The sequence below is a fragment of the Paenibacillus sp. FSL R7-0272 genome, assembly GCF_037969905.1.
GTDB lineage: Bacteria > Bacillota > Bacilli > Paenibacillales > Paenibacillaceae > Paenibacillus > Paenibacillus polysaccharolyticus.
Genome location: NZ_CP150221.1, coordinates 107,199 through 128,202, shown reverse-complemented (window position 1 = coordinate 128,202; position 21,004 = coordinate 107,199). Strand labels below are relative to the sequence as shown.

The window sequence follows — 21,004 nt, the reverse complement described above, 5'->3', positions numbered from 1 at the left end:
CATAGTCGTCATGATAAGTATTCTACCTCTTCCAGTAAAATCCTTCTATTATCTCAAATTGACAAAGGGTAAATCAATCTACATCTTTATTAAAAAGAAAAGGACGTTTCCGCGCTATAATAGCAGCCAGAAACATCCTCATAATACTAGGGTTTTCAATGATTCAATTTATTATTTCTCCGCGTTCTCCAGAGAAGCTTTCACAAACTCACGGAACAATGGTTGCGGACGGTTCGGACGGGAAGTGAATTCCGGATGGAACTGTACTGCCAAGAACCAAGGGTGTCCAGGAAGTTCCACAATCTCAACCAGGCGTCCATCCGGTGATGTACCGGAAATAACAAGACCTGCTTTTTCAATCGCTTCACGGTATTCGTTGTTAAACTCGTACCGGTGACGGTGTCTTTCGTATACCAACTCATCGTCGTAACATGACATCGCCAAAGAACCTTCCTGCAGCTTACAAGGGTACAGACCCAGACGCATCGTACCGCCCAGATTTTCAATATCTTTTTGCTCAGGCAGCAGGTCAATTACCGGGAACTCGGTAGCCGGGTTAATCTCCGAACTGTTTGCTCCGTTCAAACCAACGATAGAGCGTGCATATTCAATGACAGAAACCTGCATACCCAGGCAAATTCCGAAGAACGGAATATTTTTTTCACGGGCATAACGAATTGCCGATACTTTGCCTTCAATACCGCGATCACCGAAGCCACCAGGAACAAGAATACCACCAATACCATGCAACATGTCGCCTACATTCTCATCGGTAATATCTTCAGAAGGAACCCAGCGGATCTTCACGTCCGCATTGGATGCAAACCCTGCATGTGACAGGGACTCTACAACACTCAGGTACGCATCATGCAATGCCACATATTTACCAACGATTGCAATCTCGACCGTACGCTCCAGCTTGCTGATCCGGTTCACCAGACCTTCCCACTCGCTCATATCCGGTGCAGGAGTAGTCAGTTTCAGATGGTTAACCACGATTTCATCCAGACCCTCTTCACGAAGGTTAAGTGGTACTTCATACAACGTGCTTGCATCACGGCATTCAACGACTGCATTCTCGTCAATATCACAGAAAAGTGCGATTTTGGCCTTCATGTCCTTGGACAGCTCATATTCCGTACGACAAACGATAACGTTTGGTTGGATACCAATGCTACGCAATTCCTTCACACTGTGTTGTGTCGGTTTTGTTTTGACTTCACCCGCTGCTTTGATATATGGAATCAGTGTAACGTGAATGTACATCACGTTGTCACGACCTACATCACTCTTGATCTGACGAATCGCTTCCAGGAATGGCAAACTCTCGATGTCACCCACCGTTCCGCCAATCTCGGTAATAACAACATCCGAACCCGCTTCACGTCCAGCGCGGAATACACGCTCTTTGATCTCGTTTGTGATATGTGGAATGACTTGAACTGTACCGCCCAGATACTCTCCGCGACGCTCTTTGCTGATTACAGAAGAGTACACTTTACCTGTCGTGACATTGCTGTTTTTGGAAAGGTTGATGTCAATAAAACGTTCGTAGTGGCCAAGGTCCAGGTCCGTCTCTGCGCCATCATCCGTTACGAATACCTCACCATGTTGATAAGGACTCATGGTTCCCGGGTCAATGTTGATGTATGGATCGAATTTTTGGATTGTTACTTTGAGTCCTCTGTTCTTCAGCAATCTGCCCAGCGAGGCTGCTGTAATCCCTTTGCCCAGGGAGGACACAACTCCGCCCGTCACGAAAATATACTTTGTCACTGTTATTACCCTCCTAATATAAGTACAGAAATTCAGGCGATATATGGTGTTATCGTAACCCGTTTCCCAGGTAATCATCGTTAAAAAGAGCAATGGCAGAAATTAACTGCATCTGCGAACTGCCCTTTCCAGCGAAGACGGCTTTAACTAACACATCATTCCTGGCAAAAAATAATGCAAACTTTCCGGGAGCCTTCATCCACGCTTGTCCCACTACAAACCTCGTCGGTAGTTCTATTTTCTTTGTTTGAACATACAAAAAAACAGGCCGAAAAGGTTTGGCCGGAAGCAGTCGGAAAAGTAATCGTTTGGCATCATTCTGCCTCTAAAAATACAAAAAGAAAGTACTCCCGCAGGACGGGGCACTTTCTCTAAAAAAACATAAATATATTGTCGCTCATTCATAAGCCCATGCAATAGTTTACCCGTTACCCCGTCTGCTGTCAAGGCTGACTATCGGGGAAAAAACGGGCAATTTTTCGTCAGCAAAAAGGATTACCGATTATCGGAATCGTCGTCAAATTCATCCTCGTCTTCGGACTCTTCTTCGTCTTCTTCGAGGTCTTCGTCTTCCAAATCGTCATCTTCAACCAGCACTTCTTCTTCACTGTCTTCTTCATCAAAGATGTCATCATCATCGTCATCTTCGTCTTCATCTTCGTCTTGATCATCATCTGTGCTGTCGAAGTCTTCGTCACTGTTGTAGCTGTCGTCCTCTTCACCGAAGTCTTCGTCTTCCAGATCATCATCTTCATCGTTGATGATACGCGGACGCTTCGCACCCGTCATGGAATCTTCCGATCCAACAACCGGATACCAGCGTTTCAATCCCCAAAGACTCGTACCGACGCAAGCAAAACGGCCATCGATATTAATTTCGGTATACAGCTGGGCGATATACTCGTTGATCTCTTCATCTGTCATTCCGCGCTGTTTCGCTACCTCATTCATCAAATCCCGGTAGTAATACGGCGTGTTTGCCGCTTTCAGCACCATAAAGGCCAGATCCACCAAAGGGATCTCTCTTACCTTTTCTTTATCAATTTTCAAATTGAGCGAGGTACTCACTGAAGACACTTCCTCTCACACATAATTCACTTTATATCCCCTGCAAACTGGATCGTTACGTATAACATATCCATTAACAAACCTAAGTAAAACCTATTTAGCGTTAAAAAGCAAGTTTTTATGTAAGCATGTCCCATATTTACACATCCGTCCTTTGATCCATATCCCGATCTCCTCACTTCGAGAGACAGAATGATAAGGAGGCAATGAATATGTACGCTATCTCTATGAACAAAAGCCCAAACCATATGTAAAAGACGGAGTCCCCTCCGCCTTCTGACTGTATACCCTCGTAGGATTGCTCCTCACCAGGTTCCCCGCAAGAGCCCTCTAGCCCTCCATCCATCATATGTACCTGCGCCCGTTTTGACACGGAGAGAATGTGTTTTTATAAAAAAAGGGCAAGTTCCCCATGCGCCGGGATGAGCGCATTCATAGAATACCTCAGCATGTTCATCCCGAAGGGGGCAGCCCATAATGGACTATACCGGTTTATTGCATCAGTTGATTGACGGAATGAGATGCCCCGAACCTGAACACGGGGGACGTTATCTGATTCGATTCGCCAAACCGCAGCAGTACGAGGCCTGTCTCGTTGAATTATCCCGAATGCGCAATGAATTCACCGATCTGGGAGGCGTTCGAACCTCAAGGCTTGCCAGAACTCTCATCGCTCCTGTCCAGAGCCCGGACGTGTTATATCGATACGGGGACGACATTACGTTAGAGGAAGACACTCCTGTCTCGCTGCATTCTACTGCACTCCACAACAAACCCAGCACCCCTCAAGGCATACCCTGGGGTGTGAAGCAAATTCGAGCCCCTAAAGTATGGTCTGTTTCGACAGGACACCGGATCAAAATTGGTGTTATTGATACAGGAGCAGATTACCATCACCCTGATCTACGATACTCCCTTGCCCGTGGCATTAATCTGTTGAACCGAAGCTTGCTTCCCCATGATGACAACGGTCACGGTACCCATATTGCAGGAACCATTGCCGCAGCCAACAGTACCGAAGGCATGATCGGCGTTGCCCCGCGTTCATTAATCTACCCCGTCAAAGCCTTTGATCACAACGGCTCTGCTTATGTCTCGGACATTGTACTCGGCATCGACTGGTGTGTACGCAACAAGGTGGATATTATCAATATGAGTTTCGGTATGAAAACACGAAGTAAATCTTTGCTTGATGTGGTCAACCGTGCATATCATGCAGGAATCGTCATTGTGGCTTCGTCAGGAAATGACGGTAAGCGCCGCAGCATCGACTATCCTGCTCGATATCCGCAGACCATCTCGGTTGGGGCTACCGACAAAAACAGACGTATTGCTTCATTCAGCAATCGCGGTGCTTATGTGGACGTCTATGCACCCGGGGACAAAATTGTGTCCTCCTGGGTGCAAGGCAAGCACCATGAGATGAGTGGAACATCCATGGCCACCTCCCATGTGAGCGGCGCAATCGCGTTGCTGCTCGCCAAACATCCCGGCTTGTCTCCAGCCGAGATCAAGACACTTGTGAAGCGCGCGACGGTTCCGCTGCGCGCCCGTAAAAGCACCACCGCGAAGAGTAAAGTCCGCGGTGGCGAGCTAGACGCCCTCAAGCTGATGCAAGAGGGCGGGGGGTGACTTGGCGGCGCATGCTACACGCCGCCAGCACCTGTGCTGCGCAGCAACGGATGCCGGCCACTGCCGGGCACGCCTTGCGCAGCAGGCAAGAGCGAGAGCAGGCACAACCGAGCCTGCTCTTGAAGCAGTGCCCTGCGGCTTTGCCGATGGCAGGGCACTGCTGGGTGCCCGCGGCAGGCGGCAAGCCTGAGCCCTTTACGGGTACTTGGCGAGCATCGCCAGTACCCGCAAGGGCCAGGTGCTGGCCACCGCCAGCCACGGGCACAAAAAAAGTCTCCATGCCCGCGCGCATAAGTAAATGCTCGCGCGGGGGCATGGAGACTTTGCCTTCGGCCGAGCGGCAGGAAGGTGTCCGCCACTTGGCCGAAGGGATTACATTTTGTCTGGTGCGGATACGCCCACCAGACGGAGCGCTGTTGCGATGACGGTGCGAACGGCACCGATCAGCGCCAGGCGCGCCTGGGTCTGCTGCGCGTCTTCGGTAATGACGCGATCAGCCCGGTAGTAACTATGGAACAGGGATGCCAGTTCGTAGACATAACGAATGATGCGATGCGGCGCATAACCTGTAGCCGCTGCAGCGATCTCTTCAGGTAATTCTCCCATTTTACGAAGAAGGTCATACTCGTGCTCGGTAGTCAGCTTGGACAGATCGATCTGTGCCAGTGGCAACAACTCGATACCTTGCTCTTCGGCTTGACGATACACACTGCACACACGTGCATGTGCATATTGTACGTAGAATACCGGATTTTCATTGGATGTCGAAATCGCCAAATCCATGTCAAAGTCCAGATGCGAATCCATGCTACGCATCGTGAAGAAATAACGAATGGCATCAATGCCAACCTCATCCATCAGGTCTTCCATCGTTACAGCTTTACCTGTACGTTTGGACATTTTTACTTTCTCGCCATTTTGGAACAAGCTAACCATCTGTGCAATCAAAACTACCAGCTTGTCCGGATCGTTGCCCAGCGCTTGCATTGCTGCTTTCATACGCGGAATATAGCCGTGGTGATCCGCTCCCCAAATGTTGATCATCGTGTCATAACCACGGGAGTATTTATCGCGGTGATATGCAATATCCGGTGTCAGATAGGTATACGTACCGTCGTTTTTGATCAGAACGCGCTCCTTGTCATCACCATATTGCATCGTTTTCAACCAAGTTGCGCCGTCTTTTTCATAAATCTCGTTGCGGTCACGTAGCTCGTCCAGCACGCGAAGCACTTCCCCGTTATCATACAGCGATGTTTCGCTGAACCAGATATCGAAGTTCACACGGAAGCGGTTCAGGTCGCGTTTGATCTTGTCCAGTTCTTTCTCCAGACCATAATCACGGAAGTATGCCGCGCGATCTCCCGGGTGCATAGACAGCAAGCTGTCTCCTTTTTCAGCAACCAGTTCCTTCGCGAAACCTTTAATGTCTTCACCATGATATCCATCTTCCGGCATTTCAGCTTCTTGACCCAGCTCTTGCAGATAACGCGCTTCGATAGAACGGGCCAGATTAAACACCTGGTTACCCGCATCATTAATGTAATATTCACGAGTTACATCGTAACCTGCGTAATCGAGGATGTTGCACAGGGCATCCCCTACAGCTGCTCCGCGGGCATGACCCAGATGCAGACTGCCTGTCGGGTTGGCGCTGACAAATTCCATCTCCACCTTTTTCCCCGCTCCAACATCAATTCTTCCGTAGTTCTCTCCTTGCTCATGCACCAAGTTAAGCACGGGATAGAGATAACTCTTGTTCAATTTGAAGTTAATGAATCCTGGTCCTGCAATCTCCGCCTTTTCAATTCCGGCTTCTGCAAGATTCAGGTTAGCGATGATTTCCTCGGCAATCTGACGAGGGTTCCGTTTGGCAATCTTGGTCAACTGCATCGCTGCATTGGTAGCCAGATCACCATGGGACTTCTCGCGCGGCACTTCAAGTGTAATAGCTGGAAGCTCTTCCTGTGTTACGATGCCAGCAGCAACAATCGCATTGCCAATGGCTGTACTTACCCGTTCGTTAATCGTATCTAGTGGATTACGTGTCATGAATTTGGTTCCTCCTGTATATGCAAACTAATCGCAAAATGTCCGGCTTCTTCATCAAAGCGGTAAAAGTCGTAGCTCCACGCTGCGCGTGCGCTCAATCCCTGAATGGAAAGTTCCAGCTTCTGTGTATGCGTGGACAGGGCAAACGACATATATGGTGAACGGTAGAAACCTGGAAGCTTTCGGTTTAATTCAAACGTCTGCTCCGACTCCACCTCACCATGACGTATAATCTTGATGGATTGTCCGCCCAGCTTCAATGTTGTACGAGTGATGCCTCCCTCGGGTCCAGCCTGTGGCTCTTCGTAACGAACATACAAGTATGCTCCCTTGACCACAGCTTCTCCCTGCATTTCCTGCAGTACATCTTCCCCTTCATAACGGCTATGCAGCCGGATCTGAACCGGTCGCATCTTCGACATGAATGTTAACCTCCATTATATTCGAGGCGACGCAAAATCAGGACAGCTGGTGAGAACAGCCCTTCCTGAATGGTGTGTCGCTATACACGCTCATATTCCGAATAAACTTGCTCTCCTACACTCTACTGTATAACTATATCCAGTTCACCCGCTCAATTCAAATCCAAATTCAGAGTTTTTTTGTTATGACATCAAAAAGGAGAGCTGCACCCGTATCGTGCAGCCCTCCCTTAATTCACATCTATCTCGTTATCTTGCTTCATCATCTGGCTGTCTGACTTCATTCACTTTGCCACTTTGCTTCATTGGGCTTGCCCTCTTACTACATTATAATGAAACGTATCTAGGCAATATAACAACATACTTGTTTACCCAGTTTCAAACATAAAATGATGAACTCTGTTCATGCCCACTGCGATGCATACGGATAGGGACAGGTGGAATCGGCCAGTTTCGCGCGCACTTGTACAAGGCAGCCGCAGTGCCGGCATGTTGTTCCATATTGCAGATCAGGGCAGCCTGAGCAGATCGCAAGGCGACGCTCATACTCCTCATCCTCTACCGTAGTGCGTGAGCGTGAAGCGATCTCCACCAGACGGGCCATTTTGGCATCACTGATATGAATATCATACTGGCTGTCACAACCCTTACAGGGTTCGTTTCTTCCCTCACGGGGCTGCTGTTGGTATTGGTGATTGCTAGGCTTCATACCTTAACCCTGAACAGCGACCACACCAACGGAAGCCGGAGGTAACACAAAACGCAATGTATTATTCTCCAAAACAAGCCCTTCCCAAGCTACAAGTTTCACCTGATCTGGCTGTTCAAACGTATTAAATGCCCCAAAGTCAGCGTTATGGAGCAACTGTCCCGATACGCTTGCCGCTTGACCTGCCTCCAGTTGCACGACTACTTCAAGCTCATCCGTATGACTAAGATTACATCCTGTCACATGAATAACGCCATCTTTGTTCCGTGATGCAGACAGACTAAGTTGCGGAATCGTCTCCTCACCAAATGTATACCCCGGGCTCTCATAACTGAGATCCAGACGCTGTGCATCCATATGGACCTGATACATATCGAACACATGGTACGTCGGCGTCAGGATCATTTTATCCCCTTCAGTAAATACAAGCGATTGAAGTACATTAACGATCTGAGCCAGATTCGCCATATGCACCCGTTTGTTATGCTGATTGAAGATGTTCAGGTTCACCGCCGCAAGTACTGCATCCCGCATGGTATTCTGCTGGTATAGAAAACCCGGATTGGTTCCTGGTTCAACGTTGTACCATGTCCCCCACTCATCTACGATAATGCCTACTCGGCCTTCCGGATCATATTTGTCCATGATCTCGGAGTGCTTTACAAGTAATTCATCCATAAACAGCGTTTTTTTCAATGTAGTGAACCATTCAGCCTCTCCAAAACCGGTAGCATTCCCTTTATCTTCCCATACACCTGTCGGAATCGTGTAATAATGAAGGCTAATGCCATCCATGAAACGGGCCGCTTCTCTCATCAACACTTCCATCCACTCATAGTTGCTGTCGTTCGGTCCACAAGCAATTTTGTAAATCTGATTTTCTGAATAATTACGTACATATGTAGCGTAACGACGATATTCATCCGCATAATACTCTGGACGCATGTTGCCACCGCAGCCCCAGTTCTCATTGCCGACGCCAAAATACTTCAGCTTCCACGGTTCTTCCCGGCCGTTCTGCTTCCGCCAGTTCGCCATAGGAGACTCACCATCAAACGTAATGTACTCTACCCACTCCTGCATTTCCTGCACGGTTCCACTGCCTAGGTTGCCGCTGATATAAGGTTCTGCCCCCAGCAGTTCACACAGCCTCATGAATTCATGTGTACCAAAATGGTTATTCTCTTCCACGCCACCCCAGTGGGTATTAATCATGCGTGCACGTTCACTTTTTGGCCCTACACCATCCTTCCAGTGATATTCATCAGCAAAACAACCACCTGGCCAGCGAAGCACAGGAATGTTCAGCTTCTGAAGTGCCGCAAGTACATCGTTCCGAATACCTTCCGTATTTGGAATAGGTGAATCTTCACCCACCCAGAGGCCTTCATAAATACAACGTCCCAAATGCTCGGAAAAGTGACCATATATATTGCGATTTATTAATCCTTTATCTGAATCAGCCTTTAAAATAACATTAACCATTATTTCAACCTCCTTGAAATATGTTGTCAACGCTTACAATAACCTGTTTTGAGACAGGTTTCAACCCTTTTGTTTCCTGAAAAAAAAGCCCTTTTCCATATCAAATCTCAGGAAAAGGGCTCATTATGAGGTTACATCATTTTAATTCAATTAAAAATACACATAGATCGTTTTTACTATGAATTAGCTAATACATTAATTCATTTTATAATTTGTTAATTCTGTTCTGAGCGAAATAAAATTTTTGCTGACCAGGTTATTCCACCATCTGTTGTTGCATAAACGGCAGGTGCGTTCGTACTTGTCACAACAAGCCAGCCGATCTTGGTTGTAGGGAACGAGATACGGGAGCTATAGCCTTGAGCTTTCAGATCAATGTTTTTCCACGTGGAACCTCCATCAAAGGAACGCCCAATTCCAACCTTGTCTGCCGCTGGCGATCCAGCAGAGAGATAAGCGGTCTTTTTACCAATCAGTGCCATGTTGCCTGGATGTCCACCGGGATTAGCCGGTCCGGTTCCTTTGCCATCTTGATTGGCACCGGGGGCCGGCCCTGCGCCTGCTGTCGATTGAGCGAAAACCTGCCTCCAGCTCTCTCCTTGATCACCACTCGCATACAGGGAGTAGGATTGCTGGGACATGCCCGCATCCCCATATAGGATAGCCCATACCTGAGATCCATTTGCATACAGGTCTGCTCCGTTCCATGTACCGGATTTCACCTGAAGAGCTGTATTCCAGCTCTTGCCTCCATTACTTGTCTTCTCGATCTTATAGCCTGTCCCGGGTACAACTACAACAGCATACCCCAGCTTATCTGTAATAAATGTAGCGGCTCTAGTGTTAGCTGGTGTAGTTATTTTACTCCATGTCATACCGCCATTGTCAGTTCGATATGCTCCGTTATAAGTGTATCCATAGCCCGTATTTTTATCCCCGAAATCAATCCGCTTGAACGGCGGAACACCTGGTGTACTCAGTCTTTTCCAGTGTGAACCTCCATCGTCCGTACGTATGAGATACGTTAGTGAGGAGCCCTTCACGCCCGCCAGTGCATACCCTGTAACGTTATTTGGGAAGTTTAATTGTTCGAACTGCCACTGTCCCGTGTATATGGGTTGCCAAGTACAGCCCGCATTCGAAGTTCCAATCAAGAACCCTTTACCTGCCGCCCGTCCTGTATTTTGATTTAGAAAATTGATATCCGTGAATTGCAATTGCTGTTCTTCCACGCCACTGCCTTTTTTCAGTTCTGATGTCAGTCCATGATCTCCTGTGCCACATGTTGCGGTTGAAGGTGCTGCGCTAGCATCAGGTAATGTATGAGCCTGTCCCATTCCCCATAATAGTGTAAGCACTAGAGTTATCACACTTGCTCGTTTCCATGTCTTGGTGTTCTTGGTTGTCTTGATTCTCATTGGTAACACCTCCTTCTATCGTTTTACCCCAAATCGCGCATCATAACGTAACAATTCGGGTGAAAGCAGATGACAATGAATAAGACTGAATAGCCAGCATAACAAAACTGATACTTAGGATCAGACATAAAACGAAAGAGATTTTATTAAATTTATATTCCCTGGCGGCATAAGCACCAAATAACGTTGCCAGATTTACAAGCAGAAAGCTGAAATTAAAATAACCCGTCATGGCTACAACAAGTTGAATAATAAATATGGTTGTTATGGTAACAAACCATTTGGGGAACATACTCAAATGTGCTCGAATGGCGTACATATAATCTCCACCTCACTTCCATTCCATATTATACATAATTAAGCAGTCGATGTCCTGCTTCATGTCTATGTAATATCTCATGAATATATGAAATATCAAGTAACTAATCATAGAGTAACAGGAACGTATGTGCTATAATTAGGGGTATGGACTTATGATTGAGTGTGGATGTTTTATGATCACGGCGTTGCTGTCCGAAAGGGGGTGACGTCGATGGTCAAACTTGTGGCGTTGCTTGATGTAATCCGGTGGATTGCTGCGATCCTCAGCATTGTGCTGAGTGGACGAAGGCTTTACCGTTGGTTGCGTAAAAAGTTTCGGAACAAGCAAAAACCCACCTCATAAGGTTGATCGCCTGACGGTGGGTTTTGCTTGAATAACATTATTTAATTCATGCACGCCGTGGCAATCCACAGCCTTTCGGGTCCTAAGAGTCATTATCGCGCCAACGATAATGACTCTTTATTTAGTATATGGTCGAACCCGCAGACCCTATACTTCACGACCACAATATATTAATTAAATATATTACTAACACTTCTGTTTCCAGTATAACATAGCTTGAAACAGAAGTTAAGTTCACTTACTTCACGAATCCAAGCAGCATTTCACGAATCAACTTGGCAGCTACGATCTGTGTCTGTTGTGTCGGATCATAGATTGGTGCTACTTCCACCAAGTCACAGCCAACAACGTTCACATCCGATCCAGCAATCATGTGAACCGCTTCAAGCAGTTCTTTGGATGTGATTCCACCAGCTTCTGCTGTTCCAGTTCCTGGTGCAGCAGACGGATCAAGCACGTCGATGTCGATCGTTACATAAACTGGACGGTTGCCCATTTTCGGAAGAGCTTCCTTCATTGGAGCCGCTACTTCAAACGGGTAGAAGTTAATGTTCTCACGACCATACTGGAATTCCTCGCGGGAGCCGGAACGGATACCGAATTGATAAATATTTTGACCGCCCATCAGTTCAGCAGCTTTACGCACAGGTGTGGAATGAGACAGAGGCTCGCCTTCATAGTGTTCACGAAGGTCTGCGTGTGCATCAATGTGGATCAGAATGAGATCCGGATATTTCTTGTACATCTGTTGAATCACGGGCCATGTCACCAGATGCTCGCCGCCCAGGCCAATCGGGAACTTGTCATCTGCCAGCAGGTTGCCGATGTACTCATGGATAACCTCAAGACTGCGTCCTGCGTTACCGAATGGCAACAACAAATCTCCCGCATCAAAATAGGTCATGTCCACGATACTTTTATCGAGATACGGGCTGTACTCTTCAAGTCCAACCGAAGCCTGACGGATATGAGCCGGGCCGAAACGGGAACCCGGACGGAAGCTGACGGTGTAGTCCATCGGCATACCGTAGATGACCGCTTTCGAATTTTCATAATCCTCAGAGCTGCAAATAAATACGTTTCCTGAATAAGCTTGATCCAGTTTCATCTTCATTTCCCCTTTATTTCGTTAAATCTTCCACGAATTTTGGAAGTACAAATGCCGCTTTGTGCAGACGTGGAGAGTAATACTTCGTATCCATCTCCGGAATTTGAGCCTCGTCTACCTCAAGTGGATCATGCCTTTTGCTGCCCATGGTAAATGTCCATAGACCACTTGGGTAGGTTGGAATATTACAGCCGTACACATGTACGATCGGGAAGATTTCTTTGACATCTTTGTTCACCTTCTGGATCAGATCCGCCTTAAACCAAGGGTTGTCCGTCTGGGCAACGAAGATCCCGTCTTCTTTGAGTGCTTCATAGATCCCCTGATAGAAACCACGCTCGAAGAGCGGAGCAGCTGGGCCTACAGGTTCTGTTGAGTCTACGATAATAACATCGTACTCATCTTTATGTTCAATGATATGCATGTAACCATCGTTAACGAGCACTTCAACGTTCGGCTCATCAAGCTTGCCGGCGATTTCAGGTAAATACATTTTGGAATATTCGATCACTTTACCGTCAATTTCGACGAGAACTGCTTTTTCTACAGCCGCATGTTTGATGACTTCACGGATTACACCGCCGTCACCGCCGCCAACCACCAGCACTTTTTTCGGGTTTGGGTGAGTGTTCAAGGCCGGATGTGCCGCCATTTCATGATATACAAACTCGTCCTTAACCGTCGTCATCACCATGCCGTCCAGTACAAGCATATTTCCGAATTCTTCGGTTTCAACCATCACGAGATCCTGAAAATCCGTTTGCTCCGTGACGTAAGTCTGCTTAATCTTAGCGGTAATGCCGAACACAGGGGTCTGCTTCTCTGTAAACCACAATTCCATGATCGCTACCTTCTTTCCGTAAAAGTAATGAGTGATCATTTTAAAATGCATAATCACTGGTCTGTTCGTCCACACATGCTTTAGTATGTTGTGCCGAACCCTACCTTTTCATTACCCTTTTGCATTATACGCGATAGACGATTCAACTGTAAAACGGTTTTCAGGCCAAAATTGGCTAGAATTTGTTCACTTCGCAGCCCAATTGAATATCCCGGTTATTCCCGTCCCATACTGGAAAGAAAAGAGAGGAGCCCGTTCCATGAACAAGCCAAGTGTCAAGACCCGCAAACGCGGGTTCCGTGTACTCCAATTCATCAAATATCTATCCATACTTACGGCGCTCGGCCTGATTGCCATAGCTGCCATTTTGGTATATCTATACGCAACCAGTCTGCCCCTTGCTGACTCGGATCGCAACTCAAGATTACTCGACAGTCAAGGTGAAGTCATCGCCACCTTCTCCGCTGGCGGCAAGGATTCGATTCCCGTACAACTTCAGGATATTACCCCTGATTTGGTGAACGCTACACTAGCCGTAGAGGATCGTAAATTCAGGCAGCATTTCGGATTTGACATTCAAGGCATGGGACGAGCTGTCCTTGTCAACATCCAGCACATGCGAATGTCTCAAGGAGCAAGTACACTGACCCAACAGTTGGCACGTAATCTCTACCTGTCCCACGAGAAAACATGGACACGCAAAGCCAAGGAAGCCATGTATACTGCACAGCTTGAGATGAAATACAGCAAAGATGAAATTTTGCAGATGTACTTAAATGAAATCTATTATGGTCACGGTGCCTATGGTATTGAGGCAGCTGCACAGATGTATTTTGGCAAATCCGCAAAGAAACTTGATCTGGCCGAGAGCGCTATGCTTGCGGGTATTCCGAAGGGACCGACTTATTATTCTCCCTACAATCATATGAAAAATGCCAAGGATCGACAGAAGATTGTGCTGAAAGCCATGATTGAAACGGGTAAAATTACGCAAAAACAAGCGGACTCCGCCTACGAAGAAATGCTGAACTTCAAACCCGAGGGCGAGCGCAAGACGGTGGAGAACGCACCGTATTTCCGCGACTACATTCGAAGTCTTGCAGTGAAGGAGCTTGGCATCAGCGAAGCGATGCTGGATCACGGCGGGCTGAACATCTACACGACACTGGATTTACGAGTGCAGAAGGCTGCGGAAATGGCGGTTGTCAAAGGTATGGATGCGAAAAGCGAGCTGGAGACCGCACTCGTGTCGATTGACCCGCGCACCGGTTACATTAAAGCGATGGTTGGTGGCAAAAATTATCGTACCAATCAGATCAACCATGTGCTGACAACAACACGCCAGCCGGGATCAGCCTTTAAGCCGATTATGTATCTCGCTGCTCTCGAATCGAAGCAGCTTACCAGTGCATCTATTTTCAACAGCCAGCCTACCCTGTTCCATTACGATAATGACCGCAAAACGTACAAACCCGGCAACTTCGGCGATAAATATTTAGGTGAGATTGATCTTCGCCAAGCCATCGCTGCATCTGATAACATCTACGCGGTCAACACGATTATGAAGATCAGTCCAGAACAAGTCGTAAACATGGCTCAAAAGCTCGGTATTACAAGCAAGCTGAGTCCTGTCCCTTCTCTTGCACTGGGTACTTCACCTGTCAGTCCGCTGGAGATGGCCTCCGCCTTCTCCGTTATTGCTGCTGGAGGACAACGGACACCACCCGTAGCTATTTTACAAGTGACGGATGCGGCAGGGCGTGTGTTGTATGAATCTCCGCAGACCAAAGCAGACACTGTGGTGGAACCGGCAGCAGCCTACGTACTGACACGTCTGATGGAGAGTGTTTTTGAGAACGGAGGCACAGGCAATCGGGTATCTGCCACCATCAAACGTCCGGTGGCTGGCAAAACAGGAACAACCAATACGGATGCCTGGTTGGTTGGATTCACCCCAGAGCTGTCCACCGCTGTATGGGTGGGCTATGATCAGGGCAAAGCGATCTCGACATCGGATGGCCGACGCGCAGCCCCGATCTTTGCTCAGTTTACGGAACAAGCCCTTGCAAGTGTCCCTCCAAAAATCTTCTCTGTACCTGATCAGGTCGTGAGTGTCTACATTAACCCGGAAACCGGAAAACTCGCTGGTAACGGCTGCGAAGAGAAACGGCTGGAAGTGTTTATTCAGGGAACGGAGCCGACTGAAGTCTGCCGTGGCGAGACGGAGCCACTGGACAATCCTCAGGACGATAAGGCGCGCGAAGCACAGAACCAAAAAGGGGTACAGGAGCAGAAGCGTTCTTGGTGGAGTGATTTCAAACGCTGGTGGGTAGAATGACAGAATGACGCATATCCGTAATGACTTGATTGCGTCAAGAAGATGGCCGGTTTAACAGACTCCATATATTTACATGGAGGATTCATAAATATGCAGGCGACTGTATGAAGCCTTCGCTACATCCTCATCACAAAAATAAAGCAAGCCCCGAAACCGGATAACCTGCCGGTTCGGGGCTTGTTGCTTTTTTCTTTTTTCCCGTTAGGCAAGTGCCTCTTTCAATTCATCCGGGGAAGCATTCCACCATTCTTCATTATGAGAGATCAGAAGAGTCTTCAGTGCCGCTTTGTCTTGCGGTCCCAGCTCATCCAGCATAAATCGGCGTTTCATCGCATAATCCATCCGGTTGACGTGATCCGCGAGCAGCTTCCACCCCCGTTTGGCTTCCGTGTCAATCCACATCTCACATGCCGTTGCCCCGCCATACAACTGTCCTTGCTCTGTACGATCCACAGCGACCCATACCAGCCATACCTGACGTCCATTCGGAACGTCTTCACGATTCGTTGAAAATTTAATGCCTCGTTCCACTTTACTCTTCGCGTGCATGGCACCGATGTCGATTTTCGCTTCGCCCTGGTCAATGATGACCGGAGAAAGATTGTTCAGATCAATAGAGCCTGAACCAAAGCCTTTATGCTTGCTCTTTGCACTCACGATATTCAAGGCAATCTGTTTCTTGCCGTTTTGCTCATTTTGGTCCATGTTCATAGCCTCCAAGAGTTGATACAAATATTTTAACTAATAATTGGCCCAATGCAAACATATACATGCTGTAGATGCTTGTCAACGGGAGGTATTGAACGATGATTCCACGACGCGCCAAGAGCTGGCTCATCATATCCCTGGCCTTATGCCTGTTTGCCGGAGGGGTATGGATCACACTCGGTTACAATCGCTCCATTTCATCTGAGTTACCCGTACTCGCTCCAGAATCGGGCAAGCCTCCAGCCAAAAACGGAGCGCCCGCCCCCCCGGAAAGTGTACAATCCCCTACAGCCGAGGTATACAGCAATCGTGTGGTTGAATACCACATGGATGTGAAGCTGAACGAGGGGAACAAACTGCAAGGCACACAGACCATAACATGGACTCATCCGGGCAAAAAAACGGTGAACGAACTTTATTTTCATATGTACCCTAATGCATTCTCCTCTGCGGATACTACATTTATGAAAGAATCGGGCGGTAAGCTTCGCGGCGATGTCATGCCTACAGATGGTTATGGCTCCATGAAGTTTACTGACATGCAGACGGAGGATGGGCTCTCTCTGCTACACCGGATGCAGTATGTACAGCCGGATGACGGGAACATCAAAGACAAAACGCTGATTAAGGTTCGTCTCCCTAAACCCGTCAAGGGCGGGGAAAGCATCACAATACGCACATCGTTTGAAGTAAGTTTACCCAAAATTTTCGCAAGGATGGGCAAAACAGATGATTTTGTCATGGCAGGCCAGTGGTTTCCTAAACTCAGTGCTTACGAGCCTGTTGGAAGACGGGGCCGTACCATAGAAGGCTGGAACCTGCATCAGTATCACGGGAACTCCGAGTTCTATGCTGACTTCGGTATCTACAGTGTGCGTATCCGAGTACCCGAAACATACAAGGTGGCAGCAACCGGATTCCCCACGCAGCAGGCAACCTTGAAGAATGGTGAGAAAGTGTATCAATTTTATGCCGATGATGTGCATGATTTCGCTTGGGCAGCCTCACCTGATTTTGTGTATGCGGAGGAACCCTTCTCTGCCCCCAACGTGCCCGGTGTACGTATTAAACTCTACCTTGATCCGGCACATCAGGATCTGAAGGAGCGGTATCTCTTTGCAGCCAAAGCCGCATTAACGAATTACAGCAAGTGGTTTGGCCCCTATCCTTATGCCACCTTATCTATCGTGGTTCCGCCAAAAGCCGCAAACGGGGCCGGAGGCATGGAGTACCCAACTCTCATTACAGCCTTTGGGGCCGATGACACAACACCGGGTTACGATCTGGAACGCACCGTTGTTCATGAAATTGGACATCAATACTTCTACGGCATGGTTGCGAGCAATGAGTTTGAGGAGGCCTGGCTGGATGAAGGGTTCACCTCCTATGCAGAAGATAAACTGATGGAACAGGAATACGGATTGATTCCGAATCTACCGGTACAATCAGGTCTGATCACATCTCCGGCTCCTCTAACACAGCCCTCGTGGAAGTTTGACTCACAGAATCAATATGCTTCCAACGTGTACACAAGGGGCAAACTGGTGCTACTCGGCATTGAACAGCAAGTCGGAGCGAAGACCATGGAACGAATCCTTGCGACGTATGTAAAAAAATATCGCTTTAAACATCCCGCAACGGGCGATTTTCAAAAGGTGGTTGAGCAAGTCACCCGCACCTCCTGGGCGGATTACTTTGACCAATATGTCTACCGGAACGGCATGGCCGATTTTGCTGTAGAGAAGATCAACGTTTCTTCTATAGAGAAGGACGGCAAAAAAATGTACGAGTCCTCTGTCACCATTGTCAAAAAGGGCAGTGACTTTCCCAAGGTTCCTGTTCGGATTGCGTTTGAGGACGGCCATACCGTAACCAAACACTGGGATGGCCGCGAGGAGCGCGTCACCTATAAACTGACATATACATCTCCTGTCACCTGGGCCATGACTGACCCTTTGTATGACATCGTGCTCGAAAATCGCCATATGAACAATTTCCTGAGAACCGGACTGGACGAGCAAGTCAAATCCCGCTGGAACATGAGTGCTACGAAACTAATTGAAGCCATATTCGGAGGTCTGTCATGGTGAGGTGGAGACAGTGAAAGCAAAAATTCGTGAAGGCTGGTTTCTTGTCCGTCAGCATATGTTTATTGCCGCACTCTTGTTTATCTATCAATTAACTTGGGGTTATTTCATCTACCGGTTGGTTCAATCGGCTGTCGTTCCTCTATTACTACGTTATCCAACGGATGATGTCGGCGAGCTAAGCACACTTTTATTCAAAATGGAAAGCCAGCTCAGCCTGTCCGGTCCGGAGGTCCAGCGTTATCTGTGGATTTTGGGCGGCATGTTATTGCTTCGCCTGCTGATCAGTCCACTTATTCAGGCCGGGTTACTCTACTCCCTGCAACATTATCAATCTACTGAAGAACGCATTCCTTTTATTCGGGGCATCAAAACGTTATGGAAACCCATGATATTGCTACACACTATACGTACCTTTCTCATGTTCTTGCCTGCATACTGGCTTCTGCCCAAATTGTTTTCTACAATAATGGACAGTTTTCATTCTCTTCATTTATTACTTCCCGGCATTCCATATGTAGCAGGCTGGATTATTTATGGCTGGATTGTACATCATGCAGTGCTCTACATGCAGTTTGGTATTTCTGACCCGGATGCAGAAGGGCGAATTCACGGGACGCTCAAGGGACTGTGGATTGCTGTGCGCCGCATCTTTGCTGTCATCGGCATTGCGCTGGTGCTGGGAGTTGTGCATTTATTGATCTTTGGTGCATTCACTTCCGCCTCCTGGTTCTTGACAGGACTATCCGGATTAATCCTGCAACAATCCTATCCGCTTGCCCGAAGCCTACTCAGTATGTGGAAAGTATGTAGTCATTTCCGTTTATGGCAGTCCACATCTACCAGACATGAAAATCATATACGTTGAACTAAAATGTTACACGCCATCTGAGATCGCTTTCAAAAATAAAGAAATGTTACCATCTCATGTTAAACATTTCATTGGTTATTACGTATAAATACGCAAACCTCGACCTTTCCCCGTCAAAGGTCGAGGTTTTTTTTGTTAATTTTACTGCTAAACGTTGCCAAAGTACTAAGCCTCTGGTACAATAAGCGCAGTGAGTTTTTAGTAACAACTTTGTAATCTTTAAATCCTTATTTGTAACAACTTTAAATTAAATCCTTAAAATTAAATTTTCTTTTCATTTTTCAGGTGCATAACTAGCATAGCCAAATTCCTGGCACCTGGGAAGCGGGGGAACCAGTTATGGGTGAATTGATCTTGAAACAGAGGGATCATAGGGGACCTTCAACCGAATCCTTAAGCTAACCTCGCAGGCGTTGGAAGGGGTATATCACTTGTTTAAGAAGAAACTGACCGCAGCAGTACTTAGCCTCACATTTGCATTATCACTTGGAGCAGGCAGCGCATTTGCAGATTCTAAGATGGATAAAGTAATTGATTCAGCAATGGGAACTACATACAAAAGCGGAGGAACAACGCTTGACGGTTTTGACTGCTCCGGATTCACACGGTATGTATTCGACAAATTAGGTATTGATTTGGCTCGTCAATCTAGCTCCCAATACGACATGGGTGATTCCGTATCTCGCATGGAGATGAGACCTGGAGATCTGGTGTTCTTCAACACAACAGGTAAAGGTATATCACACGTAGGCATTTTTGTAGGAAGTGGCAAGTTTGCACATTCTTCTTCTTCCAAAGGTGTAACGATCAGCTCTTTGAGTGAGAACTACTGGGCTAACCGCTACGTTGGCGCTAAACGGATCATGAGTACGGACGATTATGAGTCACTGGCCCTTGACTAGGTACAAGCTGTAATCAACATGATGTTGGAACCATGTAACTCTACTGTAACGAAATACGAAGTATAAACAGAACCGCCCGGTACATTCTCCGCAGGAATGTATCCGGCGGTTTTTTTATGCTTTCTGACTCTGTGTAGTTTCCGATGTTGCAAGTCATGGTGTGTATGTGAACTAACACGTTCGCCTGCTTTCGTTTGTCCGTGCCCTTATCATGTTTTTACCCAGCCTGTTATAATATAAACGGAATGATCACGACTTTTGTTTCAATTTTTATTTGATCATATGAAGACTTGCCTAATACACAGCTCTTTTGTAGAGTGAACAATGATACGGATATTGAAGAAAGGAGCATGCACTGTTATATGAAGAATGAAGCCTCTTTGATACTTCATGTTGTACCGATGCAAGAAGAACATGCTGAACTTATATGTGGCTGGAAATACGCCCCACCTTACAATATCTATAGCTGGCTTCCTTGGGAACAGATGAAAGCACTCGAAGTCGAGTTCGGTGATGCACAGCTCAGACAACAACAATATGCCATTATCCTGGATCAACATGACCAGGTTTATGGGTTTGCACAATATTTTCCGCTCCAGCATGTCACACGAATCGGTCTCGGTATGCGCCCCGATCTGTGTGGTCAAGGTCTCGGCAAAGCATTTGTTACTGCGATCGTACAAGAGGCCATCCGCCGAAATCCATCCAATGAAATTGATCTTGAAGTACTGACTTGGAATACCCGTGCCATTCAGGTATATCTAAAAAGCGGATTTGTCATCCAGGATACATATGAACGCCAAACCCCAGATGGTTTAAAGCCTTTCCATTGCATGGTCTATGAAGGTCCGAGAGAGTAAACCCACGATTAAATGGCTTTAATTGGTCTCTCTTTTGTGATTAGTTTAAAAATTTACCACAAA

At 47.2% G+C, this 21,004-nt stretch carries 18 protein-coding genes and 1 riboswitch; of the genes, 7 read left to right on the top strand and 11 right to left on the bottom strand.

The features are described 5' to 3' along the window. Window positions 1-171: 171 nt before the first annotated feature. On the bottom strand, window positions 172-1,776 hold the full coding sequence (locus tag MKY23_RS00595; RefSeq protein WP_090924864.1) for a CTP synthase: 1,605 nt from the start codon (window positions 1,774-1,776) through the stop codon (window positions 172-174). Between the two features lie 495 nt (window positions 1,777-2,271). Continuing rightward, complete coding sequence (gene rpoE, locus MKY23_RS00590) at window positions 2,272-2,844, bottom strand: DNA-directed RNA polymerase subunit delta (RefSeq protein ID WP_154892127.1); 573 nt, start codon at window positions 2,842-2,844, stop codon at window positions 2,272-2,274. A gap of 477 nt (window positions 2,845-3,321) precedes the next feature. On the opposite strand from rpoE, the gene MKY23_RS00585 reads away from it, so the two are divergent. After that, entirely contained in the window at window positions 3,322-4,476 is a 1,155-nt protein-coding gene (locus MKY23_RS00585) for a S8 family peptidase (RefSeq protein ID WP_154960674.1), read from the top strand. 372 nt (window positions 4,477-4,848) lie between these two features. Here MKY23_RS00585 and argS read toward each other — a convergent pair whose 3' ends face one another. The 6 genes from argS to MKY23_RS00555 all read right to left on the bottom strand — a co-directional run bounded on the left by argS (window position 4,849) and on the right by MKY23_RS00555 (window position 10,860). After that, window positions 4,849-6,528: an arginine--tRNA ligase gene (argS, locus tag MKY23_RS00580; protein ID WP_090924868.1), complete on the bottom strand. Its 1,680-nt coding sequence runs from the start codon at window positions 6,526-6,528 to the stop codon at window positions 4,849-4,851. Continuing rightward, entirely contained in the window at window positions 6,525-6,950 is a 426-nt protein-coding gene (locus tag MKY23_RS00575; protein ID WP_090924869.1) for a DUF1934 domain-containing protein, read from the bottom strand. Before MKY23_RS00575 ends, argS begins: the two co-directional genes overlap by 4 nt. Window positions 6,951-7,353: 403 nt before the next feature. Continuing rightward, entirely contained in the window at window positions 7,354-7,659 is a 306-nt protein-coding gene (locus MKY23_RS00570; RefSeq protein ID WP_221790080.1) for a DUF6171 family protein, read from the bottom strand. A 3-nt stretch (window positions 7,660-7,662) separates the two neighbouring features. After that, entirely contained in the window at window positions 7,663-9,144 is a 1,482-nt protein-coding gene (locus MKY23_RS00565; protein WP_339834484.1) for an alpha-N-arabinofuranosidase, read from the bottom strand. Window positions 9,145-9,359: 215 nt separating this feature from the next. Beyond that, complete coding sequence (locus MKY23_RS00560; RefSeq protein WP_339834481.1) at window positions 9,360-10,562, bottom strand: hypothetical protein; 1,203 nt, start codon at window positions 10,560-10,562, stop codon at window positions 9,360-9,362. 40 nt (window positions 10,563-10,602) lie between these two features. Next, window positions 10,603-10,860: a hypothetical protein gene (locus MKY23_RS00555; RefSeq protein WP_339834478.1), complete on the bottom strand. Its 258-nt coding sequence runs from the start codon at window positions 10,858-10,860 to the stop codon at window positions 10,603-10,605. A gap of 234 nt (window positions 10,861-11,094) precedes the next feature. Between MKY23_RS00555 and MKY23_RS00550 the strand changes: the two genes are divergently transcribed. After that, a complete protein-coding gene (locus tag MKY23_RS00550; protein ID WP_260410934.1) occupies window positions 11,095-11,226 on the top strand; it encodes a hypothetical protein in 132 nt (43 codons plus the stop codon). 238 nt (window positions 11,227-11,464) lie between these two features. On the opposite strand, the gene speB is transcribed toward MKY23_RS00550, so the two are convergent. Together speB and speE are read right to left on the bottom strand one after the other, a co-directional pair. After that, complete coding sequence (speB, locus tag MKY23_RS00545; protein ID WP_090924873.1) at window positions 11,465-12,334, bottom strand: agmatinase; 870 nt, start codon at window positions 12,332-12,334, stop codon at window positions 11,465-11,467. A gap of 13 nt (window positions 12,335-12,347) precedes the next feature. Next, window positions 12,348-13,175 carry a polyamine aminopropyltransferase gene (gene speE, locus MKY23_RS00540; RefSeq protein WP_339834473.1) on the bottom strand — a complete coding sequence of 276 codons (828 nt, stop codon included), beginning with the start codon at window positions 13,173-13,175 and terminating at the stop codon, window positions 12,348-12,350. A 259-nt stretch (window positions 13,176-13,434) separates the two neighbouring features. Here speE and MKY23_RS00535 point away from each other — a divergent pair, with 259 nt between their 5' ends. Continuing rightward, window positions 13,435-15,513: a PBP1A family penicillin-binding protein gene (locus MKY23_RS00535; protein ID WP_339834470.1), complete on the top strand. Its 2,079-nt coding sequence runs from the start codon at window positions 13,435-13,437 to the stop codon at window positions 15,511-15,513. Window positions 15,514-15,714: 201 nt separating this feature from the next. Here the strand turns inward: MKY23_RS00535 and MKY23_RS00530 are convergent, their stop codons facing one another. Then, window positions 15,715-16,218: a YwhD family protein gene (locus MKY23_RS00530; protein WP_090924876.1), complete on the bottom strand. Its 504-nt coding sequence runs from the start codon at window positions 16,216-16,218 to the stop codon at window positions 15,715-15,717. Between the two features lie 101 nt (window positions 16,219-16,319). Here MKY23_RS00530 and MKY23_RS00525 point away from each other — a divergent pair, with 101 nt between their 5' ends. From MKY23_RS00525 to MKY23_RS00510, 4 genes are all read left to right on the top strand, one after another. Next, on the top strand, window positions 16,320-18,311 hold the full coding sequence (locus MKY23_RS00525; protein WP_339834466.1) for a M1 family metallopeptidase: 1,992 nt from the start codon (window positions 16,320-16,322) through the stop codon (window positions 18,309-18,311). 10 nt (window positions 18,312-18,321) lie between these two features. Then, window positions 18,322-19,176, top strand: coding sequence for a hypothetical protein (locus tag MKY23_RS00520; RefSeq protein ID WP_339834463.1), 855 nt, complete (start codon window positions 18,322-18,324; stop codon window positions 19,174-19,176). Window positions 19,177-19,469: 293 nt separating this feature from the next. Further along, window positions 19,470-19,607: riboswitch (cyclic di-AMP (ydaO/yuaA leader) on the top strand. Window positions 19,608-19,625: 18 nt separating this feature from the next. Continuing rightward, window positions 19,626-20,081, top strand: a complete 456-nt coding sequence (locus MKY23_RS00515) for a C40 family peptidase (protein WP_244159491.1) — start codon at window positions 19,626-19,628, stop codon at window positions 20,079-20,081. Between the two features lie 362 nt (window positions 20,082-20,443). Further along, on the top strand, window positions 20,444-20,941 hold the full coding sequence (locus MKY23_RS00510) for a GNAT family protein (protein ID WP_339834460.1): 498 nt from the start codon (window positions 20,444-20,446) through the stop codon (window positions 20,939-20,941). The last annotated feature ends 63 nt before the right edge of the window (window positions 20,942-21,004 follow it).

Bases quoted from the DNA above. Each gene is read 5' to 3' on its own strand.
- MKY23_RS00585 (WP_154960674.1), top strand. From the start codon at position 3,322: ATGGACTATACCGGTTTATTGCATCAGTTGATTGACGGAATGAGATGC.
- argS (WP_090924868.1), bottom strand. From the start codon at position 6,528: ATGACACGTAATCCACTAGATACGATTAACGAACGGGTAAGTACAGCC.
- MKY23_RS00575 (WP_090924869.1), bottom strand. From the start codon at position 6,950: ATGTCGAAGATGCGACCGGTTCAGATCCGGCTGCATAGCCGTTATGAA.
- MKY23_RS00570 (WP_221790080.1), bottom strand. From the start codon at position 7,659: ATGAAGCCTAGCAATCACCAATACCAACAGCAGCCCCGTGAGGGAAGA.
- MKY23_RS00565 (WP_339834484.1), bottom strand. From the start codon at position 9,144: ATGGTTAATGTTATTTTAAAGGCTGATTCAGATAAAGGATTAATAAAT.
- MKY23_RS00560 (WP_339834481.1), bottom strand. From the start codon at position 10,562: ATGAGAATCAAGACAACCAAGAACACCAAGACATGGAAACGAGCAAGT.
- MKY23_RS00550 (WP_260410934.1), top strand. From the start codon at position 11,095: ATGGTCAAACTTGTGGCGTTGCTTGATGTAATCCGGTGGATTGCTGCG.
- speB (WP_090924873.1), bottom strand. From the start codon at position 12,334: ATGAAACTGGATCAAGCTTATTCAGGAAACGTATTTATTTGCAGCTCT.
- speE (WP_339834473.1), bottom strand. From the start codon at position 13,175: ATGGAATTGTGGTTTACAGAGAAGCAGACCCCTGTGTTCGGCATTACC.
- MKY23_RS00535 (WP_339834470.1), top strand. From the start codon at position 13,435: ATGAACAAGCCAAGTGTCAAGACCCGCAAACGCGGGTTCCGTGTACTC.
- MKY23_RS00530 (WP_090924876.1), bottom strand. From the start codon at position 16,218: ATGGACCAAAATGAGCAAAACGGCAAGAAACAGATTGCCTTGAATATC.
- MKY23_RS00525 (WP_339834466.1), top strand. From the start codon at position 16,320: ATGATTCCACGACGCGCCAAGAGCTGGCTCATCATATCCCTGGCCTTA.
- MKY23_RS00510 (WP_339834460.1), top strand. From the start codon at position 20,444: ATGAAGAATGAAGCCTCTTTGATACTTCATGTTGTACCGATGCAAGAA.